We start from the raw sequence: 16,076 nt of genomic DNA on the forward strand, positions 1-16,076 counted from the left end.
GTGCAAGAAATCGATAAAATCATACAAAGCTATCTTTTAGAACTTTCTTACGAACCCATTTTAACAATGCTCTCTCAAACAAACACAGGCAAGAAACTTCGCTCCAAACTCCTTTTAAGCATAGCAGGAGAAAGTCAAGGAGCTTATGTTTTGTGTGCGATTATAGAGCTTATCCACCTTGCTAGTCTTCTTCACGATGACATCATTGATGAGAGCGAATTAAGACGTGGGGCAAGGTCTATCAATGCTGAATTTGGTGCTAAAAATGCCCTAATGCTTGGTGATATTTTGTATTCTAAAGCCTTTTATGAGCTTTCTAAACAAGAGCCAAAAATCGCCCAAATTCTTTCAAACGCTGTTTGCAAGCTTGCCATAGGCGAACTTATGGACGTGAATTTAAGTAAGGAATTTAATCCAAATAAAGAAGCTTATTTAACGATGATTTACCACAAAACCGCCGTTTTGATTGAGGCAAGTGCAAGGTGCGGAGCGATTTTAGCAGGACTTAATGAAGAAGCTTTTGCAAAGTATGGTAAAAATTTAGGACTTGCCTTTCAAATCGTTGATGATATCCTTGACATTACAAGTGATGAAGCCACACTTGGAAAGCCCACATTAAGCGACTTTAAGGAGGGTAAAACAACTTTAGCCTATATAGATTTATATGAAAATTTACACAAAAATGACAAAGATATCCTAAAAAATTTATTTAAAAAAGATTTAAATACGGAAGAAAGATTATGGCTAAAGCAAAAATTTAAAGAAAAAAATATCATAGAGCAAAGCATTAAAAAAGCTAAAGAATATGGAAATTTAAGTCTTAAAGCCATTGAAAATGATAAAAATGAAAAGCTAGAAGCTATCATTAAAGCCTTGATAGATAGGGATTTTTAATGCACTATTTTTGCATTAGTTTTACGCACAAAAACACAGACTTAAGCTTAAGGGAAAGACTTTCACTTAATGATGAAAAGAAAAAAGAGCAATTTTTAAAACTTGTTCTTTCTAAAGAAAATATTATGGAAAGCCTTGTGATAAGCACTTGCAACCGCGTTGAAATTCTAGCCTTTGTGAAGGATTTAAAAGAAGTAGGCAAACACATCATTACAAGCCTTGCCTTACTTTGCGAAGTAGATAAAAATGATTTAGAAAAAAGGGCGGACTTTTTTGAAGATAGCGGGGCAATTCATCATCTTTTTTCAGTTGTCAGCTCACTTGATAGCCTTGTCATAGGCGAAACGCAAATTACAGGACAAATTAAAGAAGCCTTTCATTTTGCTAAAAATTTGAATTTTTGCGGAGAGCATTTAGAATTTGCCCTACATCACGCTTTTAAATGTGCCGCTAAGGTAAGAAATCAAACTCAAATTTCTAAAAATCCCATTTCTGTTGCCTCGGTCGCCGTAGCTAAGGCTAAAGAATTGCTTGATTTAAGTCAAGTAAAAGCCATTGTCATCGGTGCTGGGGAAATGGCACAACTAACTTGCAAACACCTTTTACAAGCAGGAGCAAAGATCATCATCTTAAACCGCGATTTAAGCAAGGCTAAAAAATTAAGCGAAGAATTAAATTGCGAATTTGATAGCCTTGAAAATTTAGAAAATTATCTTAACACTTACATACTTTTTTTCTCGGCGACTAATGCTAAAAACGCTCTTATTACAAATAATATGCTTAAAAATGTGGAGTTTAAACGCTATTTTTTCGATATTGCCGTGCCAAGGGATATTGAATTAAACGAAAATGATAAAATCAAAGTTTTTGCAGTTGATGACCTAGAAGAAGTTGTGCGGAAAAACTTAGCCTTAAGAGAATGTGAAGCTAGTGTAGCTTATAGCATTATAGGGACGATGACGCATGAATTTTTTAAAATTCTAAGTGATTTAGCTCTAACACCTACCATAAAAGCATTAAGATTAAAGGCTAAAGCTTGTGCAAATCAACAACTTCAAATCGCTCTTTCAAAAGGCTATTTAAAACAATCAAACGAAGAGGAAGCAAGAAAATTAATCCACCAAGTTTTCAAAGCCTTTTTGCACGAGCCAACGCTTAATTTAAAGCACTTGCAAGGTAAAAAGAGCGAAGAAGTCATTCAATCTTTACGCTATCTTTTCAATCTAGGAGAACACAATGAAATTTAGTAAATTTTACGCCCCAACCCTTAAAGAAGCCCCAAAAGATGCGACTTTACCTAGCCATATTTTTTTAACAAGAGCAGGTTTTATCGAGCAAAATGGCAGTGGGCTTTATAATTTTTTACCGCTTGGTAAAATGGTTTATGATAAAATAGAAAACATTATCAAAGAAGAGATGGATAAGGCAGGAGCTTTAGAAACGAGCCTTAGCTTTAGCACGCCAGCTAACCTTTGGCGAGAAAGTGGGCGTTATAATGTCTTTGGAAAAGAACTTTTACGCTTTAAAGATAGAAAAGAAAACGACTTTGTTTTAGGACCTACACACGAAGAAGCTATGCTTAATGTTGTTAAAAATAAAATCACAAGCTACAAGCAACTTCCGCTTAATTTATATCAAATCGGGCTTAAATTTCGTGATGAAGCTAGACCTAGATTTGGACTTTTGAGATGTCGCGAATTTGTAATGAAAGATGCGTATAGTTTTCACAAAGACGAAGAAGACTTAACGCGTGAATTTGAAAATATGCACGAAACTTATTGCAAAGTTTTAACACGCTTAGGACTTGACTTTAGAGTTGTTGAAGCTGATAGCGGAGCCATAGGGGGAAGTGGAAGTAAGGAATTTATGGTTTTAGCACAAAATGGCGAAGATGATATTTTGCTCTGTTCTCATTGCAATTACGCTGCAAATATAGAAGCAGCAAAAAGAGCGAAAAAAACTTGCGATGAAGAACGCCCTGAAGCAAATTTTGCAAGTAAATTTCACACTCCAGATGTTAAGACCATTAAGAGTTTGGCAGAATTTTTTAAAATCAACGCCTTTTATACTATTAAAGCTGTGGTGAAAAAGGCTTTTTATGAAGACGGAGCGAAACTTGTCGTCTTTTTTATAAGGGGCTGTGATGACCTGCAAGAAACAAAGGCACAAAATGCTTGCAAGGCTTTAGAACTCATCGACGCCGAAAAAGAGGAATTGCTAGCTGCGGGCTTAACGCCCGGATTTATAGGCTTTATAGGGCTTAAAAATGTGGATTTTTATATCGATAATGAGCTAAAAAATGAAAAGCAAATGATTATGGGAGCAAATGAGATAGACTATCATTTTATAGGCATTGATGTCGTGAATTTAAATGAAGAAAGGTTTAAGGATTTGGTGGAAGTTAAAGAGGGGGATTGTTGTATAAAATGTGGCGAAAAACTTGTAAAAAGCAAGGGCATAGAAGTAGGACACATTTTTAAACTCGGCACAAAATACTCCGCCGCGATGCAGGCAACTTTTCTTGATGAAAATGGCAAGGCAAAGCCTTTTGTAATGGGCTGTTATGGTATGGGGGTAAGTCGCTTAGTAGCTGTGGCAGTGGAGGCTAGTTTTGATGAAAGGGGCATAATTTGGCAGGAGGCTTTAAGTCCCTTTAAGCTTGTCATTATTCTTTCAAACATTAAGGACGAAAAAGCCTTAAATTTAGGCTTAGGCTTATATGAAGAGTTAAAAAAGCTTGGCATTAGTGTGCTTTTAGATGATAGAAATGAAAGATATGGTGTGAAAATGAATGATTTTGAATTAATGGGATTTTCTTACGCTCTTATCATAGGTAAAGGCTTAGAAAATAATGAGCTTGAGCTTGTGAAAAGAAAGGATTTGAGTAAGGTGAAGCTTAAGGCGGACACGGCTTTAGATACACTTAAAGAGGTGTTATCATGAAGCTTTCTTTGGGTGCGCCCTTTCTTGTCGTTGAACTCATCGCTTGTGCGGTCTTTATCATCGCTTTTGGTTTTGGAAATTTTTTGATTTTTATGCTTTTAAGTATGATAGCTGGAGTCGTGCTTTTAGCACTCTTTTGGAGAAATATGCTTAGTTTTCAAATGGGTGGTTTTAAGGACACTTTAAAGCAATTTGCCTTTGTGATAGCGGGATTTTTATTTTTAATCCCGGGCGTTTTGAGTTCTGTTTTTGGAATTTTAGTGCTTGTTTTTGGGCTTGTTTTTCAGGCGAAAGTGCAAGCAAATTTTTATAAAAAAGAGCCAAAAAAGCATAGCGAAGAAATCATCGATGTAGAAATTATCGAGGATAGAAAATGAAAGATTTGAAAGAAATTTTTGAAAAGCTGAAAAATGATGAGAAATTTAGAAGTGCTTTTAAAGAAGACTCTGTGCGTGAAGAGCTTCTTAAGCCCCTTTTAGACAAACTAGGCTTCATCGATAAAGGACTGGATAAAAACGCTACACTTGAAATTTTAAGAAGTCAAACTCTACAAAAGCCCACAATCACAGGCTCAAATTCTAAAACAAAAACTTATATCACGCCTGATTATACTTTGTATCTTAACGGCGAGGTGCACTGCGTTTTAGACGCTAAAGCACCTAATCAAAACATAGAAAAAGGGAGCAAAAACGAAGCACAGGTTTTTTACTATGCTATCAATGACGCCTTACGCGCTCCTTTTTACGCCCTTTGTAATGGCTTGGAATTTAAGCTTTTCCAAGTAGGACATAAAAAGGCTATTTTGGAGTGTGATTTAGAAGTTCTTTTTGATGAGGATTATCATTTTGACACTTTAAAATACTATCTAAGCATGGAGTTAAAGGCATTAAGCTCCACCTTTATCATTAACCAACAAAACGATGAGTGGTATTTGAGCAAAAAGCTACCAGACCCCGTATCTTTTCCACAAAAGCAAGCAAAGGCACGGTATTTTGGCTGTGTGGCATATTTCACAAGGCAAAGCTGGGATGTGGTAAAAAATAATATTAATCATTTTACAGCAAGAGGTGATGTAGTGCTAGATCCTTTTGGAGGCAGTGGAGTAAGTGCTATTGAAGCTTTGATGACTGGTAGGCAAGGAATTCACACGGATTTAAATCCTCTTTCTATCTTTATGACAAAAGCCTTGTGTGCGAAGATTAGTTTAAGCGACTTATCTTATTTAAGTGAGGAAATTTTAAAAGAATTTGAGCTACTTCGCCCTAAAAATGAAAAAGAGGCTAAAAAGCTTTTAAAAGACGCTTCATACTATCCTAACGCCATAAATGAGGATTTTGGAGAAATGGCAAGTATAGAAAAACAAGAAAAAGTGCTATGGATACCCAAAGATGAGCTTTTGGCTAAGGGTAGTGATGTAAATAGCGTTTTAAAGCTTTTTAGCCCTTTACAATTAGCAGAGCTTGCCCTACTTAGAAAACTCATCTTTAAGCACACAAGTAAAACAAGGGATAAGCAAATTTGGAAAAAAAGGAAAAATTTAAGACTGGCTTTGCTGCTAGCGTTTTATAATACTTTAAGCTTGATTAATTTGACTTATCATAAAACTCCAAATGGAGGGGGAAATTATTTTGCTTTCTATTATCGCTACCGCCTTGCTCCTAAACCTACTTTTTTAGATACTGCTAAAACCTTTGAAAGAAAAGTCAAAAGAGTGATAAAGGGTAAAAGTGAGCTAGAATACTCACCTGAATTTTATGAGGCATATTTGGCACCCTTAAGTGGAGTGATAAAGGACTTTAAAAGCTCTTTTTTAGAAAAAAGAAAGGAAGATTTAGATAGGACAAATTCCCTTTTAGAACATTTTAACGGCGATAAAATCTTCCAAGCTGACGCGACAAAATTAAAAGAAATTCAAAATCAAAGCGTGGATTTCATCTATACAGATCCTCCTTATGGTGCGAAAATCCCCTATTTAGATCTTAGTGTGATGTGGAATGCTTGGCTTGATTTAGATGTCGATTTAAGCACGAGGGAAAAAGAGTGCATAGAAAAGGGGAGTTTAGATAAGGGGCGAGAGGAGTATAAAAGCCTTATGGTAGCAAGCCTTAAAGAAATGTATAGAGTGCTAAAATACAATAGGTGGCTTGCCTTTGTCTTTCAGCATCAAGACTTGCAACTTTGGCAAATTTTAGTCGAGGAAGCACAAAAAATAGGCTTTGAATATGTAGGAAGCATAAGGCAGAGTAATGGACAGACAAGCTTTAAAAAAAGGCAATATTCTTTTACCGTGTTAAGCGGACAGCTTATAATGTATTTTAAAAAGGTTAAAGACCCTAAGCATTTGACAAAAGCAGAGCTTGGCGATGATATTTTGGGCTTTGTGTTAAACCATATCGAAGCATTGATAGTTAAAAATGATGGAGCGAGTTTAGAAGAAATTTATGGTTCTATTAATATTAAGGCACTAGAGCTTGGCTTTTTGCATACTCTAGCAAAAGAATATATGGACTTAACTCCCTTTATTAATGAAAATTTTGATTATGATGAAACAAGTGAAAAATACCACATTAAAAAAGGGCAAAAGCTAAGAGGACACGATATCCCTATCGAGCAAAGGGCGCGTTATTTCATACTTTCTTATTTAAGAAGTGCGAAAAGGCAATATAAAAGCGTGAGCTTTGATGATATATGCCTTGAGTGCATACCGATGATGCAAAATGGCGTAACGCCAAGTAAAGATATGATAAGAGACATTTTAGAAAAAATAGCCATCAAATACGACAATGATAAATGGGTATTAGGAGATGAAAACGCCACTTTATTTAAACCAGAAGAGCTTATTTAAAGGCGTTTTGTTTCATAAATAAACGCCTTTAATTTTTTAGCCAAAAATTAAAAAAATATTTATATCTTAGTAACAAATTTGCATTATAATGAATAAAAAAGAACCTTTATTAAAGAAAGGCAAAAATGATGAAAGTTTTAATGATAGAAGATGATGCGGATTTTGCTCAGTTGCTTTCTGAATATTTGGTGCAGTTTAATATTAACATCACAAATTACGAATCTCCTAAAAACGCCCTAAATGGCGGACTTGATGGATATGATTGCCTTATTTTAGACTTAACTTTACCGGGCATTGATGGGCTTGAAGTGTGTAAAGAGATAAGGGCAAAAAGCCATATCCCCATTATCATCTCTTCTGCTAGGGGTGATTTAAGCGATAAGGTTATGGGACTTCAAATCGGTGCTGATGATTATCTGCCAAAGCCTTACGATCCTAAAGAAATGTATGCAAGGATTATGAGTCTAGTTCGCCGTAGCAGAAGATTAGAAGAGGACACTAAAGAAAATATCAATTCCGATTTTAAGGTTGATAAGAGGCGCCATGAAATTTCTTGTAATGGTCGCACTCTAACCTTAACTCCAGCCGAGTATGAAATTTTAGAATACCTCATCTCTCAACACGGACTTTCCATCTCAAGAGAGCAGCTAGTAAGCCATTGCAAAAGCTTAAGAGATAGGGACTCCAAAAGCCTTGATGTCATTATAGGACGCTTAAGAACTAAAATAGGTGATAATTCAAGAGCACCAAAATACATCTTTTCTGTTAGAGGTATAGGGTATAAACTCGTAGGATGATACAAACTTATACAATACGATCTAAACTTATAATCCTCTTTACCCTTACCTTTATCATCGTTTGTGTTCTTTTTGTCGTGCTTTTACAGATAGAAGGAAATGCTTATAATGAAAAGGTTAATGCCAAACAGGCAGATCTTATTAAATTTTTAGTCGCTAGTAAAAAAAGAAGTTATTTAAACAATGACCTTAAAAAAGACCTTGAAAATATGGGCTTTAAAAAGCTAGAACCAAACTCTCTCACACAAAGTATCCATAAAAAAGCCGAAAAGCTTTTTGAGGCTAGGGAAAGCGACTGCTCTTTTTCTTCTTTACTTTATCATCATAATATTTATCTTAGCATTAACTGTGAGCATTTTAGTGGAATTTTCAAGCAAAAAGATAACGATAGAATTTATGGACTTTTACTTACTAGCTTTTTCTTTTTTGCCTTTTTATTTATCTTTATGTATTTTTCCGTATTAAATTCCCTAAAGCCTTTTAAAAAGCTTAAAAATGAAATCATTAAAATTAATAGCAATGAAACGCCCGATTTTAAAGACTACTCCAAAGATGAAATAGGTATGATAGCCCTAGAATTTGACAAGGCTTATCGCAAAAATCAAGACCTTATCCACTCAAGACAGCTTTTTTTAAGAACCATTATGCACGAACTTAAAACGCCTATTGGTAAGGGTAGAATTATCGCCGAAATGACCAAAGATGAAAAGCAAAAAATACGCCTTATAGAAATTTTTGAAAGAATGAATAATCTCATTAACGAATTTGCTAAAATAGAAAATCTTTTTTCAAAAAATTATAATCTTATCCTTGAAAATCACCATTTTAGCACCTTTTTAAATGAAGCAAAAAATTCCCTTTTAAGAGATGATTTTGACAAAGTGATAAAAATCAATTTGCACAATGACCCTATTATTAATGCAGATATAGAAATTTTTTCTCTCATTATCAAAAATCTTTTAGATAATGCCCTTAAATACTCCACAAATGGCACTTGTGAGCTAGAGTGTTTTGAACATTATTTTGTGATTAAAAATCAAGGACAAGCCCTAGAACATTCTTTAGAATTTTACACCAAAGCCTTTACGCGTGATAAAAACACAAAAGATAAAGAGGGTATGGGACTTGGACTTTATATCATTTATGAAGTGTGTAAATTACACAACTTTGAGTTAAAATACGCATTTAAAGAACACACGCATCATTTTAAGATTTTTTTTGGAGAAAATAATGGCTTATAAGGGCTTAGAAAAATTTAACGAACTTGTTGAAAGCTTTGCTAATCTTCCCACCATAGGCAAAAAAACGGCAATTCGCCTAGCCCTATATATCTGTATGCAAAATCCTTTAGAAGGTATGAAACTCTCACACAATATAGAAAATGCCCTAAGATTTATCAAAAATTGCAAACAATGCGGTGCTTTGAGCGAAAATGAGCTTTGTGAAATTTGCACGGATACTCAAAGAGATGAAAGTCTCATTTGTCTTGTAGAAAACGCTAAAGATGTTTTGATTTTAGAAGAAAGCGGAGGGTATAATGGCTTTTATTTCGTCCTTGATGAATTAAACGAGGAAAAATTAAATAAACTTAAAGCAATGATAGAAAAATTAAAAAGCAAAGAGCTTATTTTTGCATTTACGCATAGCGTTCATTCTGATGCAACAATCTTTTTTATAGAAGAAAATTTAAAAAATTTAGAGCTTAAATTTAGTAAGATAGCACAAGGAATTCCAAGCGGAGTAAATTTGGAAAATGTCGATTTCATCTCTTTACACCGCGCTATGAATTTCCGCACTAAAATTCACTAAATTTTTTGGATTAAAAAACGCAAGGTTGGTCCGTCCTGATCGATTTCAAGCACCCTACATCCCCTATTTTTCACATCATTTGGGATAGAATGAATGCTTTGTGGGCAATCGCAAAGCACCTCTAAAACCTCTCCTTTTTTTAACTGTGGCAATACCTCCACAGTCGCAAGGGCTGGCATAGGACAAGCCTCGCCCTGTATATCAAGTGTGTAGGTGATTTCAATCTCTTTTAACATTAAGCCCTCCTTTTTGCAAAAAAGTGTCTTTTATAAGCAAAAATTAAGGCAAGCGAAAGAAGTAAAAAACCGACATTTAAAGCAAGGGCTGGTAAAGCACCAAGTTCATTTATAAGCTGAATTTTAGGACCCTCTTTAATCCAAGCTGGAATTTTATCATAAACTAGTGCTAAAATGGCAGTTCCAGCAAAATTTGCCACACCAACTATCATAAAATGCACCTGTCCCTCCGCCGCCCTATAAGTCCAGCCGCACTCACAACCACCCGCAAAAACAATGCCAAATCCAAACAAAAAAGCACCGATAGCCACGGCTAACGAAATATTTCTAACAAAGGCGCTGTAATCATTTAACATAAGAATAAATACAATAAATGTAGCGATAATCATACCATAATACGCCCCTTTTGCAGCATTATCCCTGCCAAATAAAAATAAATCGCGAAAACACGATGTAAAACATACTTGTGCCCTAGAAATCACAAAACCAAAAATAAGTCCAAAAATAAGTCCCAAAGGCAAAAAACTAGATTTAACTTTTAAAGCAAAGGGTTCTGTTGTGCTAAAAAGATAAATAAGCCACATAAGCGTAATGATAAAAAGCACTAAACCATACTTAAAATGGCGGTTTGCACGATTTTTATCGTGCGTGATTCCTTTACCCTTAACGCCACATTTTTCAAGGGTAGTTTTTGGCATAAAAATTTTAAGTTTCCCCACCTTTGTGGCGACAAATATTCCAAGGACCATAAAAATAGCAAATTCCCAAGTATGCAAAGAAAAATAGGGAAGTCCGGTAAAAAAATCAAGCAAATTACACCCAAAAGCAAGTCTTGCCCCAAAACCTGACAAAAGACCGCCGATAATAGCTTGAGTTATACGAATACCAGATGCAGGGAGACGAAATTTGACCTTATTAGCCAAAAAAGCAGCAATTAACGCACCCAAAAACATACCAATAAGCACAAGTCCTTCATAGCGAGTGAGAGGGTTGCCCGATAAATTTGTCATATTATAATAGCTATATTGACTAGTATCAAGTCCAAAAAGCTCCAAAAATTCCCCACCCCAGCGAGTCATCTCACCAGTTACCTGCCAACCTGTGCCAAAAAATCCAAAATAAATCGAAGCAATAATCGCAAGTGCAATCATAGCCTTTAAAGTATCCCAAAAATTAACAAGATATTTTTGTTTGAAAGAATGCAGCATAAAAAATCCTTTGTATTATCAAAACTTGATAATAAATTATAATAAAATTTTCATTAATCAAATCACAATCTATAAAAAAGATTTTCCACACAAGGCTTATTTGATACACAAAATGATATAATGCAAAATTTAAATCAAACTAAAGGGATACAATGAAAAAGCTCATTATAGCGACAAGAAAAAGTCCCCTAGCCTTATGGCAGAGTGAATTTATAGCAGACATTTTACGCAAAACGCACGGCATAGAAGTGTGCTTAGAGGGCTTTAGCACCAAAGGCGACATTTTGCTTGATAGCCCCTTAGCCAAAATAGGCGGTAAAGGACTCTTTACAAAAGAGCTTGAAAATGCTATGTTGGAAAATAAAGCGCATTTAGCCGTGCATAGCTTAAAAGATGTGCCTAGCTTCTTACCGCAAGGCTTAGTTTTAGCCGCACTTAGCGTAAGAGAAGATGATACAGACGCACTTTTAAGTGAGCTTTATGAAAACCTAAACGCCCTACCGCAAAATGCTAAAGTCGGCACGACAAGCTTAAGGCGTAAAATGCAGCTTCTATCCTTGCGTCCTGATTTGCAAATCATAAATTTGAGAGGAAATATCAACTCCCGTCTCGAAAAGCTTAAAAAAGGCGAATTTGACGCTATCATTTTAGCAAGTGCGGGGGTAAAAAGGCTAGGACTTGAAAAAGAGCTTAAATTTATTTATCAATTTAGCAAAGATGAGCTTGTCCCAGCCGCTACGCAAGGAATTTTAGGCATACAAAGCAAAGATAATAGCGAAATTTTAACCTTACTTGCGTGTTTAAATGATGAAAAATCCCTCATTGAAAGCAAGATAGAAAGGGATTTTATCCGCACTTTAGAGGGGGGGTGTCAAGTGCCTATTGGTATTAATGCGGAGTTAATGGGAGAGCAAATCACCGTGCGTTCTATCTTAGGGCTTCCTAATGGCAAAGAAATCTTAAGGGATAAAAGAATTATTTTGAAGAAAAATTATCAAAATTTTGGAGAAAATTTAGCACTTGAATTTATCAAAAAAGGTGCTAAAGAGCTTTTAAAAAGAGCGGAGGCTATGCTGTGAGACGCTTTATAGAACTTTTAAGACAAAATGAGTTATTGAAAATCATTGATGAGCCTTTAGATGTGGAGCTTGAAATCCCCCACATCGCTTACATCGAGGCGAAAAAATTTGAAGAGGGAAAGGCGCTACTTTTCACCCAGCCCATAAGAGACAAAAAAGCCTATAAATATCCTGTTTTGATGAATACTTTTTGCAATAAAAAGGCTTTAAATTTAGCCCTAACGCGTGATTATGAAGAAGTAGCAAATGAGATTTCACAGCTAACTAAGCTTCATATCCCCACGAGCTTAAAAGCTAAATTTGACTTTTTTACCAAACTTTCAAAATTGCGTTTTGCTCCGCCTAAAAGGTTTAAGAAAGAAAAAGCACTTTATCATTATGAAATTGTATCAAGCCTAGAGGACTTACCCATTTTAAAAACTTGGAGTTTAGACGCTGCACCTTTCATCACTATGGGGCAAGTTTATACGCAAAGCCTTGATAAAAGTCAAAATAATCTTGGAATGTATCGTTTGCAAGTAAGTGGCAAAAACGAGCTTTTAATGCACTGGCAAATTCATAAAGATGGGGCATTATTTTATAACGAATACAAAAAAGCAGGACTTTCTAAAATGCCCGTTAGCATAGCCATAGGAGGCGACCCGCTTTACATTTGGTGTGGGCAAGCACCGCTTCCAAAGGGTATTTTTGAGCTTTTGCTTTATGGCTTTATCAAAAAGCAAAATGCAAGGCTTACACCGTGTGAAAATGGGATTTTCGTGCCTTATGATAGTGATTTTGTGATTGAGGGTTATGTGGATTTAGAAAATTTTAAGCTTGAAGGTCCTTTTGGCGACCATACAGGCTTTTATACCCCACCTGAGCTTTTTCCTGTGATGAAAGTCGATAAAATTTATGCAAAAAAAGACGCCGTCTATCAAGCCACTGTGGTTGGAAAGCCACCTTTAGAAGATAGAGTGATGGGGCTTGGGACTGAACGCATTTTTTTACCACTTTTGCAAACAACTACTCCTGATTTAATCGACTATAAAATGCCAGAAAATGGCGTCTTTCACAATCTCATCTTAGCTAAAATTCACACGCACTACCCAGCCCACGCACAGCAAATTATGCACGCACTTTGGGGTGTGGGGCAAATGAGTTTTGTGAAACACGCTCTTTTTGTGGATAAAGACGCCCCCAATTTGGAAGATTATGAGAGCTTAATCCCCTATATTTTAAACCGCTTTGATGTAAATAAAATTTATATCTCACAAGGCATTTGCGACCAGCTTGACCACGCTTCTCCTAATGCTTGTTTTGGCGGTAAGGCAGCCCTTGATGCAACTTGTCATTTTAAGGCAGAAGAGCTTGAAATCTTAAGCGATGAAATGCTAAAAAGTCTTTTTGAAAAAGAATTACAAATCCACGCTTTAAAGCAGTTTTATACAGAGTGTAAAAGCCCTATTGTGTGCATTTTGCTGGATAAAAAAGAAAAGATTGAAGAAAGTTTTACCAAGCTTTTAAAATACAAAAAGCATTTTAGAATTTGCGTCTTTTTAGATAAAGAAAATCACCTAGAAAACCCTTATATGCTAGTATGGAGAGTGGTTAATAATCTAGACGCACAAAGAGACATTTTTATCCAAAATGAGCGCGTAGGCTTAAATGCCACAGCGAAAAACGAATTTGAAGACTATCAAAGAAAATGGCCAAAGCAAACAGACTGCTCTCAAAAAGTAGTGGAAAATCTCATCTTGCGTAATATTATCGAGGAAGACACAAAGCTTTTTAAACAATTTGAAATTTTTGGCTAAATTTAGCCAAACTTTTCTTTTACCTTACTTTTTAACATCACTTGGCACACTTTTTGCTTATCATTTGTAAAGAAAATTTTTAAATTTTTGCGTTTTTAGGTATTTAGAAAATTTTCATTTAGTCGATATAAAGAATAGAAATTTTAAAAAGGACTTTAAAATGGAAATATCGAAGGCAATGACTCAGCAGCAAATGGACCTGACTTCAAGTATGAAAAGTCAAAATTCCAGCACTGCAAACGCCCCTAAAATCGAGGCGGATAACAAGACAAATACGCAAGGTGAGCAAGGAAAGCAAAGCTTTGCAGAGCAGTTGCAAGAGCTTTCTACGAAGCTTAATGGGCAAATGGAAGCCCTAGGCACAAATGTGCGTTTTGGCTATAACGATAAGATAAATTCAATGTATCTTAGCGTTACGGAAAGGACCACAGGCAAAGAGATACGCCAAATCCCAAGCGAAGAGGCGATGCGACTAGCCGAGCACTTTAAAGAAGTGGTTGGTATGATATTCGATAAGGAGAGTTAAAATGGCACTAGGAACTTTATCAAGCTTAGGCTTTGCTTCAGGGGTTTTGACCCAAGAGACCATTGACAAATTAAAAAAAGCAGAAGAGGCAGGGAGGATAGATCCTTACAAAAAAAAGATAGAAGAAAACGCTGCCAAACAAAAGGATTTAACTGAAATCAAGACTAAACTTTTAGCCTTTCAAACTGCTGTTTCTTCACTAGGAGACGCCACAGCCTTTGCGGCTAGAAAGGTAAGCTCTAGCATTAAGGACAACCCAGCCGCAAGTTTAAGTGCAGATGCGGGTGTGGCTTTACAAAGTATGAAAGTTAATGTAACTCAACTTGCTGAAAAAGATGTGTATCAAAGCAAAGCCCTTGCAACAGATAGTGGGGTTATCAATGCAAACTTAAACGGGGAAGCCAAACTTACCTTTTTTCAAAATGGTAAAGAATATACCGTAACCATAGATAAAACGACTACTTACAGAGACCTAGCGGATAAAATTACCACTGCAAGTGATGGTAACATCGTCGCTAAAATCATCAACACAGGCGAAAAGCCTGATGGATACCGTTTAAGCCTTTCTAGCAAGGAAACAGGCGAGGAAAATGCAATCAGCTTTTATCCGGGAAGTAAAGAAACAACTACACAAAATGGAGTATCTAAAACAGAATATAAAGAAAACGAGGAAGCTAAGAAAATTTTTACAAATTTAGGTTGGGAGCTTAACACTAGCACTTCTTTAAAACCTGAAGATGTGGAGAAAAATAAAACAGGCTATGGCATCAAAGACCAAGCTAATCACCTCAAAAAAGCACAAAATGCAGAATTTACAATGGACGGCATCAAAATGATACGCCCAAGTAATACCATAACCGACCTAGCCGTGGGCTTAACTCTCACGCTTAATAAAACAGGCGAAGTGAATTTCGAAGTCCAGCAAGATACCGAAGCCATAACAAAGGCTATGGAAGACTTAGTTAATGCCTATAATGACCTCGTAGCAAATCTTAACGCCTCAACAGACTTTAACACAGAAACAGGCACAAAAGGAACCTTACAAGGTGTTAGCGAAGTCAATAGCATACGCTCTACCCTCATCTCCGCTCTTTTTGACTCTGTGCCTGTGGAGGGTGTCGTCAAAGATAAAAATGGCAATGATATGAAAACGACCGTTATGCTTTCTATGCAAGATTTCGGGCTTAAGATAAGTGAGAGTGGGAATTTAAGCTTTATAAAAAGCGATTTTGAGAAAAAGATGAAAGAGGATATCTCCTTTGCGGAGGGCTTTTTCGCTGGGATTACAAAATATAAGGACATCGACCACGCGGGACAAACCGTTGAAACAAAAGACAAAGATAAAATAAAAGAAGAAGAATTTGGACTAGGCGATTTTAAAATCGTCTTTAATTATGAAACCTATGATTTATCCAAAACAAAGGACGGAAAGCGTTTCAAGCCAACAGGTAATAGTGTGCAAGAAAAAATGCAAAGCTTGGTTGATCATATCAACTCCCTTGGCATAGACGGACTAAGCGTTAAGCTTGAAGAAGTGAAACAAAGCGGAGTTGATGGCTTTAAAATCAAATTCCACAGCGAAAATGGCTCTGATTTTGCTATCGAGGGGAAAGAGGATTTACTAAAGCAATTTGGCTTAAGTGCGACTAAAATCACAGCCCAGCCTATCGAGGGAAAAGGAATTTTCGCCCAGCTTAAAAGCACGCTTGAGGGTATGACGGGCAAAAATGGCTCTATCACAAAATATGACGATGGTCTAACTAAAGACACAGAGGCACTTAACAAATCTAAAGACTCCACGCAAGAGATGATTAACAAAAGGTTTGAAACAATGCAAATGCAATTTTTACAATATGAAGTCATCTTAAACAGACTTAACACGCAGCTTAATACCATAAGTAATATGATAAACGCTGCAAATCAAAACAATAATTAAGGATAAA

14 protein-coding genes are annotated in these 16,076 nt (G+C 36.0%); 12 read left to right on the forward strand and 2 right to left on the reverse strand.

What is annotated here, in order from left to right; all coding sequences use genetic code 11:
• From CVULP_RS06195 to recR, 8 genes are all read left to right on the forward strand, one after another.
• Positions 1-894: a polyprenyl synthetase family protein gene (locus CVULP_RS06195; RefSeq protein ID WP_099460793.1), complete on the forward strand. Its 894-nt coding sequence runs from the start codon at positions 1-3 to the stop codon at positions 892-894.
• Positions 894-2,141: a glutamyl-tRNA reductase gene (gene hemA, locus CVULP_RS06200; protein ID WP_099460794.1), complete on the forward strand. Its 1,248-nt coding sequence runs from the start codon at positions 894-896 to the stop codon at positions 2,139-2,141. The genes CVULP_RS06195 and hemA overlap by 1 nt, the downstream gene beginning before the upstream one ends.
• Complete coding sequence (locus CVULP_RS06205) at positions 2,131-3,837, forward strand: proline--tRNA ligase (protein ID WP_099460795.1); 1,707 nt, start codon at positions 2,131-2,133, stop codon at positions 3,835-3,837. Before hemA ends, CVULP_RS06205 begins: the two co-directional genes overlap by 11 nt.
• On the forward strand, positions 3,834-4,214 hold the full coding sequence (locus tag CVULP_RS06210) for an FxsA family protein (RefSeq protein WP_099460796.1): 381 nt from the start codon (positions 3,834-3,836) through the stop codon (positions 4,212-4,214). Before CVULP_RS06205 ends, CVULP_RS06210 begins: the two co-directional genes overlap by 4 nt.
• Complete coding sequence (locus CVULP_RS06215; protein WP_099506956.1) at positions 4,211-6,682, forward strand: DNA methyltransferase; 2,472 nt, start codon at positions 4,211-4,213, stop codon at positions 6,680-6,682. The genes CVULP_RS06210 and CVULP_RS06215 overlap by 4 nt, the downstream gene beginning before the upstream one ends.
• A 125-nt stretch (positions 6,683-6,807) precedes the next feature.
• Entirely contained in the window at positions 6,808-7,479 is a 672-nt protein-coding gene (locus tag CVULP_RS06220) for a response regulator transcription factor (protein ID WP_099506957.1), read from the forward strand.
• Positions 7,476-8,720: an ArsS family sensor histidine kinase gene (locus CVULP_RS06225; RefSeq protein WP_099506958.1), complete on the forward strand. Its 1,245-nt coding sequence runs from the start codon at positions 7,476-7,478 to the stop codon at positions 8,718-8,720. Before CVULP_RS06220 ends, CVULP_RS06225 begins: the two co-directional genes overlap by 4 nt.
• Positions 8,710-9,288, forward strand: coding sequence for a recombination mediator RecR (gene recR / locus CVULP_RS06230; RefSeq protein WP_099460800.1), 579 nt, complete (start codon positions 8,710-8,712; stop codon positions 9,286-9,288). Before CVULP_RS06225 ends, recR begins: the two co-directional genes overlap by 11 nt.
• Here recR and yedF read toward each other — a convergent pair.
• Entirely contained in the window at positions 9,285-9,512 is a 228-nt protein-coding gene (yedF, locus tag CVULP_RS06235; RefSeq protein ID WP_099460815.1) for a sulfurtransferase-like selenium metabolism protein YedF, read from the reverse strand. The genes recR and yedF overlap by 4 nt on opposite strands.
• A gap of 11 nt (positions 9,513-9,523) precedes the next feature.
• Positions 9,524-10,729: a selenium metabolism membrane protein YedE/FdhT gene (gene yedE / locus CVULP_RS06240; RefSeq protein ID WP_099460814.1), complete on the reverse strand. Its 1,206-nt coding sequence runs from the start codon at positions 10,727-10,729 to the stop codon at positions 9,524-9,526.
• A 155-nt stretch (positions 10,730-10,884) separates the two neighbouring features.
• Between yedE and hemC the strand changes: the two genes are divergently transcribed.
• The 4 genes from hemC (at position 10,885) to fliD (ending at position 16,069) form a co-directional block, all read left to right on the forward strand.
• Positions 10,885-11,811 (forward strand): hydroxymethylbilane synthase, encoded by a 927-nt coding sequence (hemC, locus tag CVULP_RS06245; RefSeq protein WP_099506959.1) that lies wholly within the window; start codon positions 10,885-10,887, stop codon positions 11,809-11,811.
• A complete protein-coding gene (locus CVULP_RS06250) occupies positions 11,808-13,607 on the forward strand; it encodes a menaquinone biosynthesis decarboxylase (RefSeq protein WP_099460802.1) in 1,800 nt (599 codons plus the stop codon). Before hemC ends, CVULP_RS06250 begins: the two co-directional genes overlap by 4 nt.
• A gap of 160 nt (positions 13,608-13,767) precedes the next feature.
• Complete coding sequence (locus CVULP_RS06255; protein ID WP_099460803.1) at positions 13,768-14,133, forward strand: FlaG family protein; 366 nt, start codon at positions 13,768-13,770, stop codon at positions 14,131-14,133.
• 1 nt (position 14,134) lies between these two features.
• Entirely contained in the window at positions 14,135-16,069 is a 1,935-nt protein-coding gene (gene fliD / locus CVULP_RS06260; protein WP_099506960.1) for a flagellar filament capping protein FliD, read from the forward strand.
• Positions 16,070-16,076: the final 7 nt, after the last annotated feature.

Source organism: Campylobacter vulpis (genome assembly GCF_014217995.1).
Lineage (GTDB): Bacteria > Campylobacterota > Campylobacteria > Campylobacterales > Campylobacteraceae > Campylobacter_D > Campylobacter_D vulpis.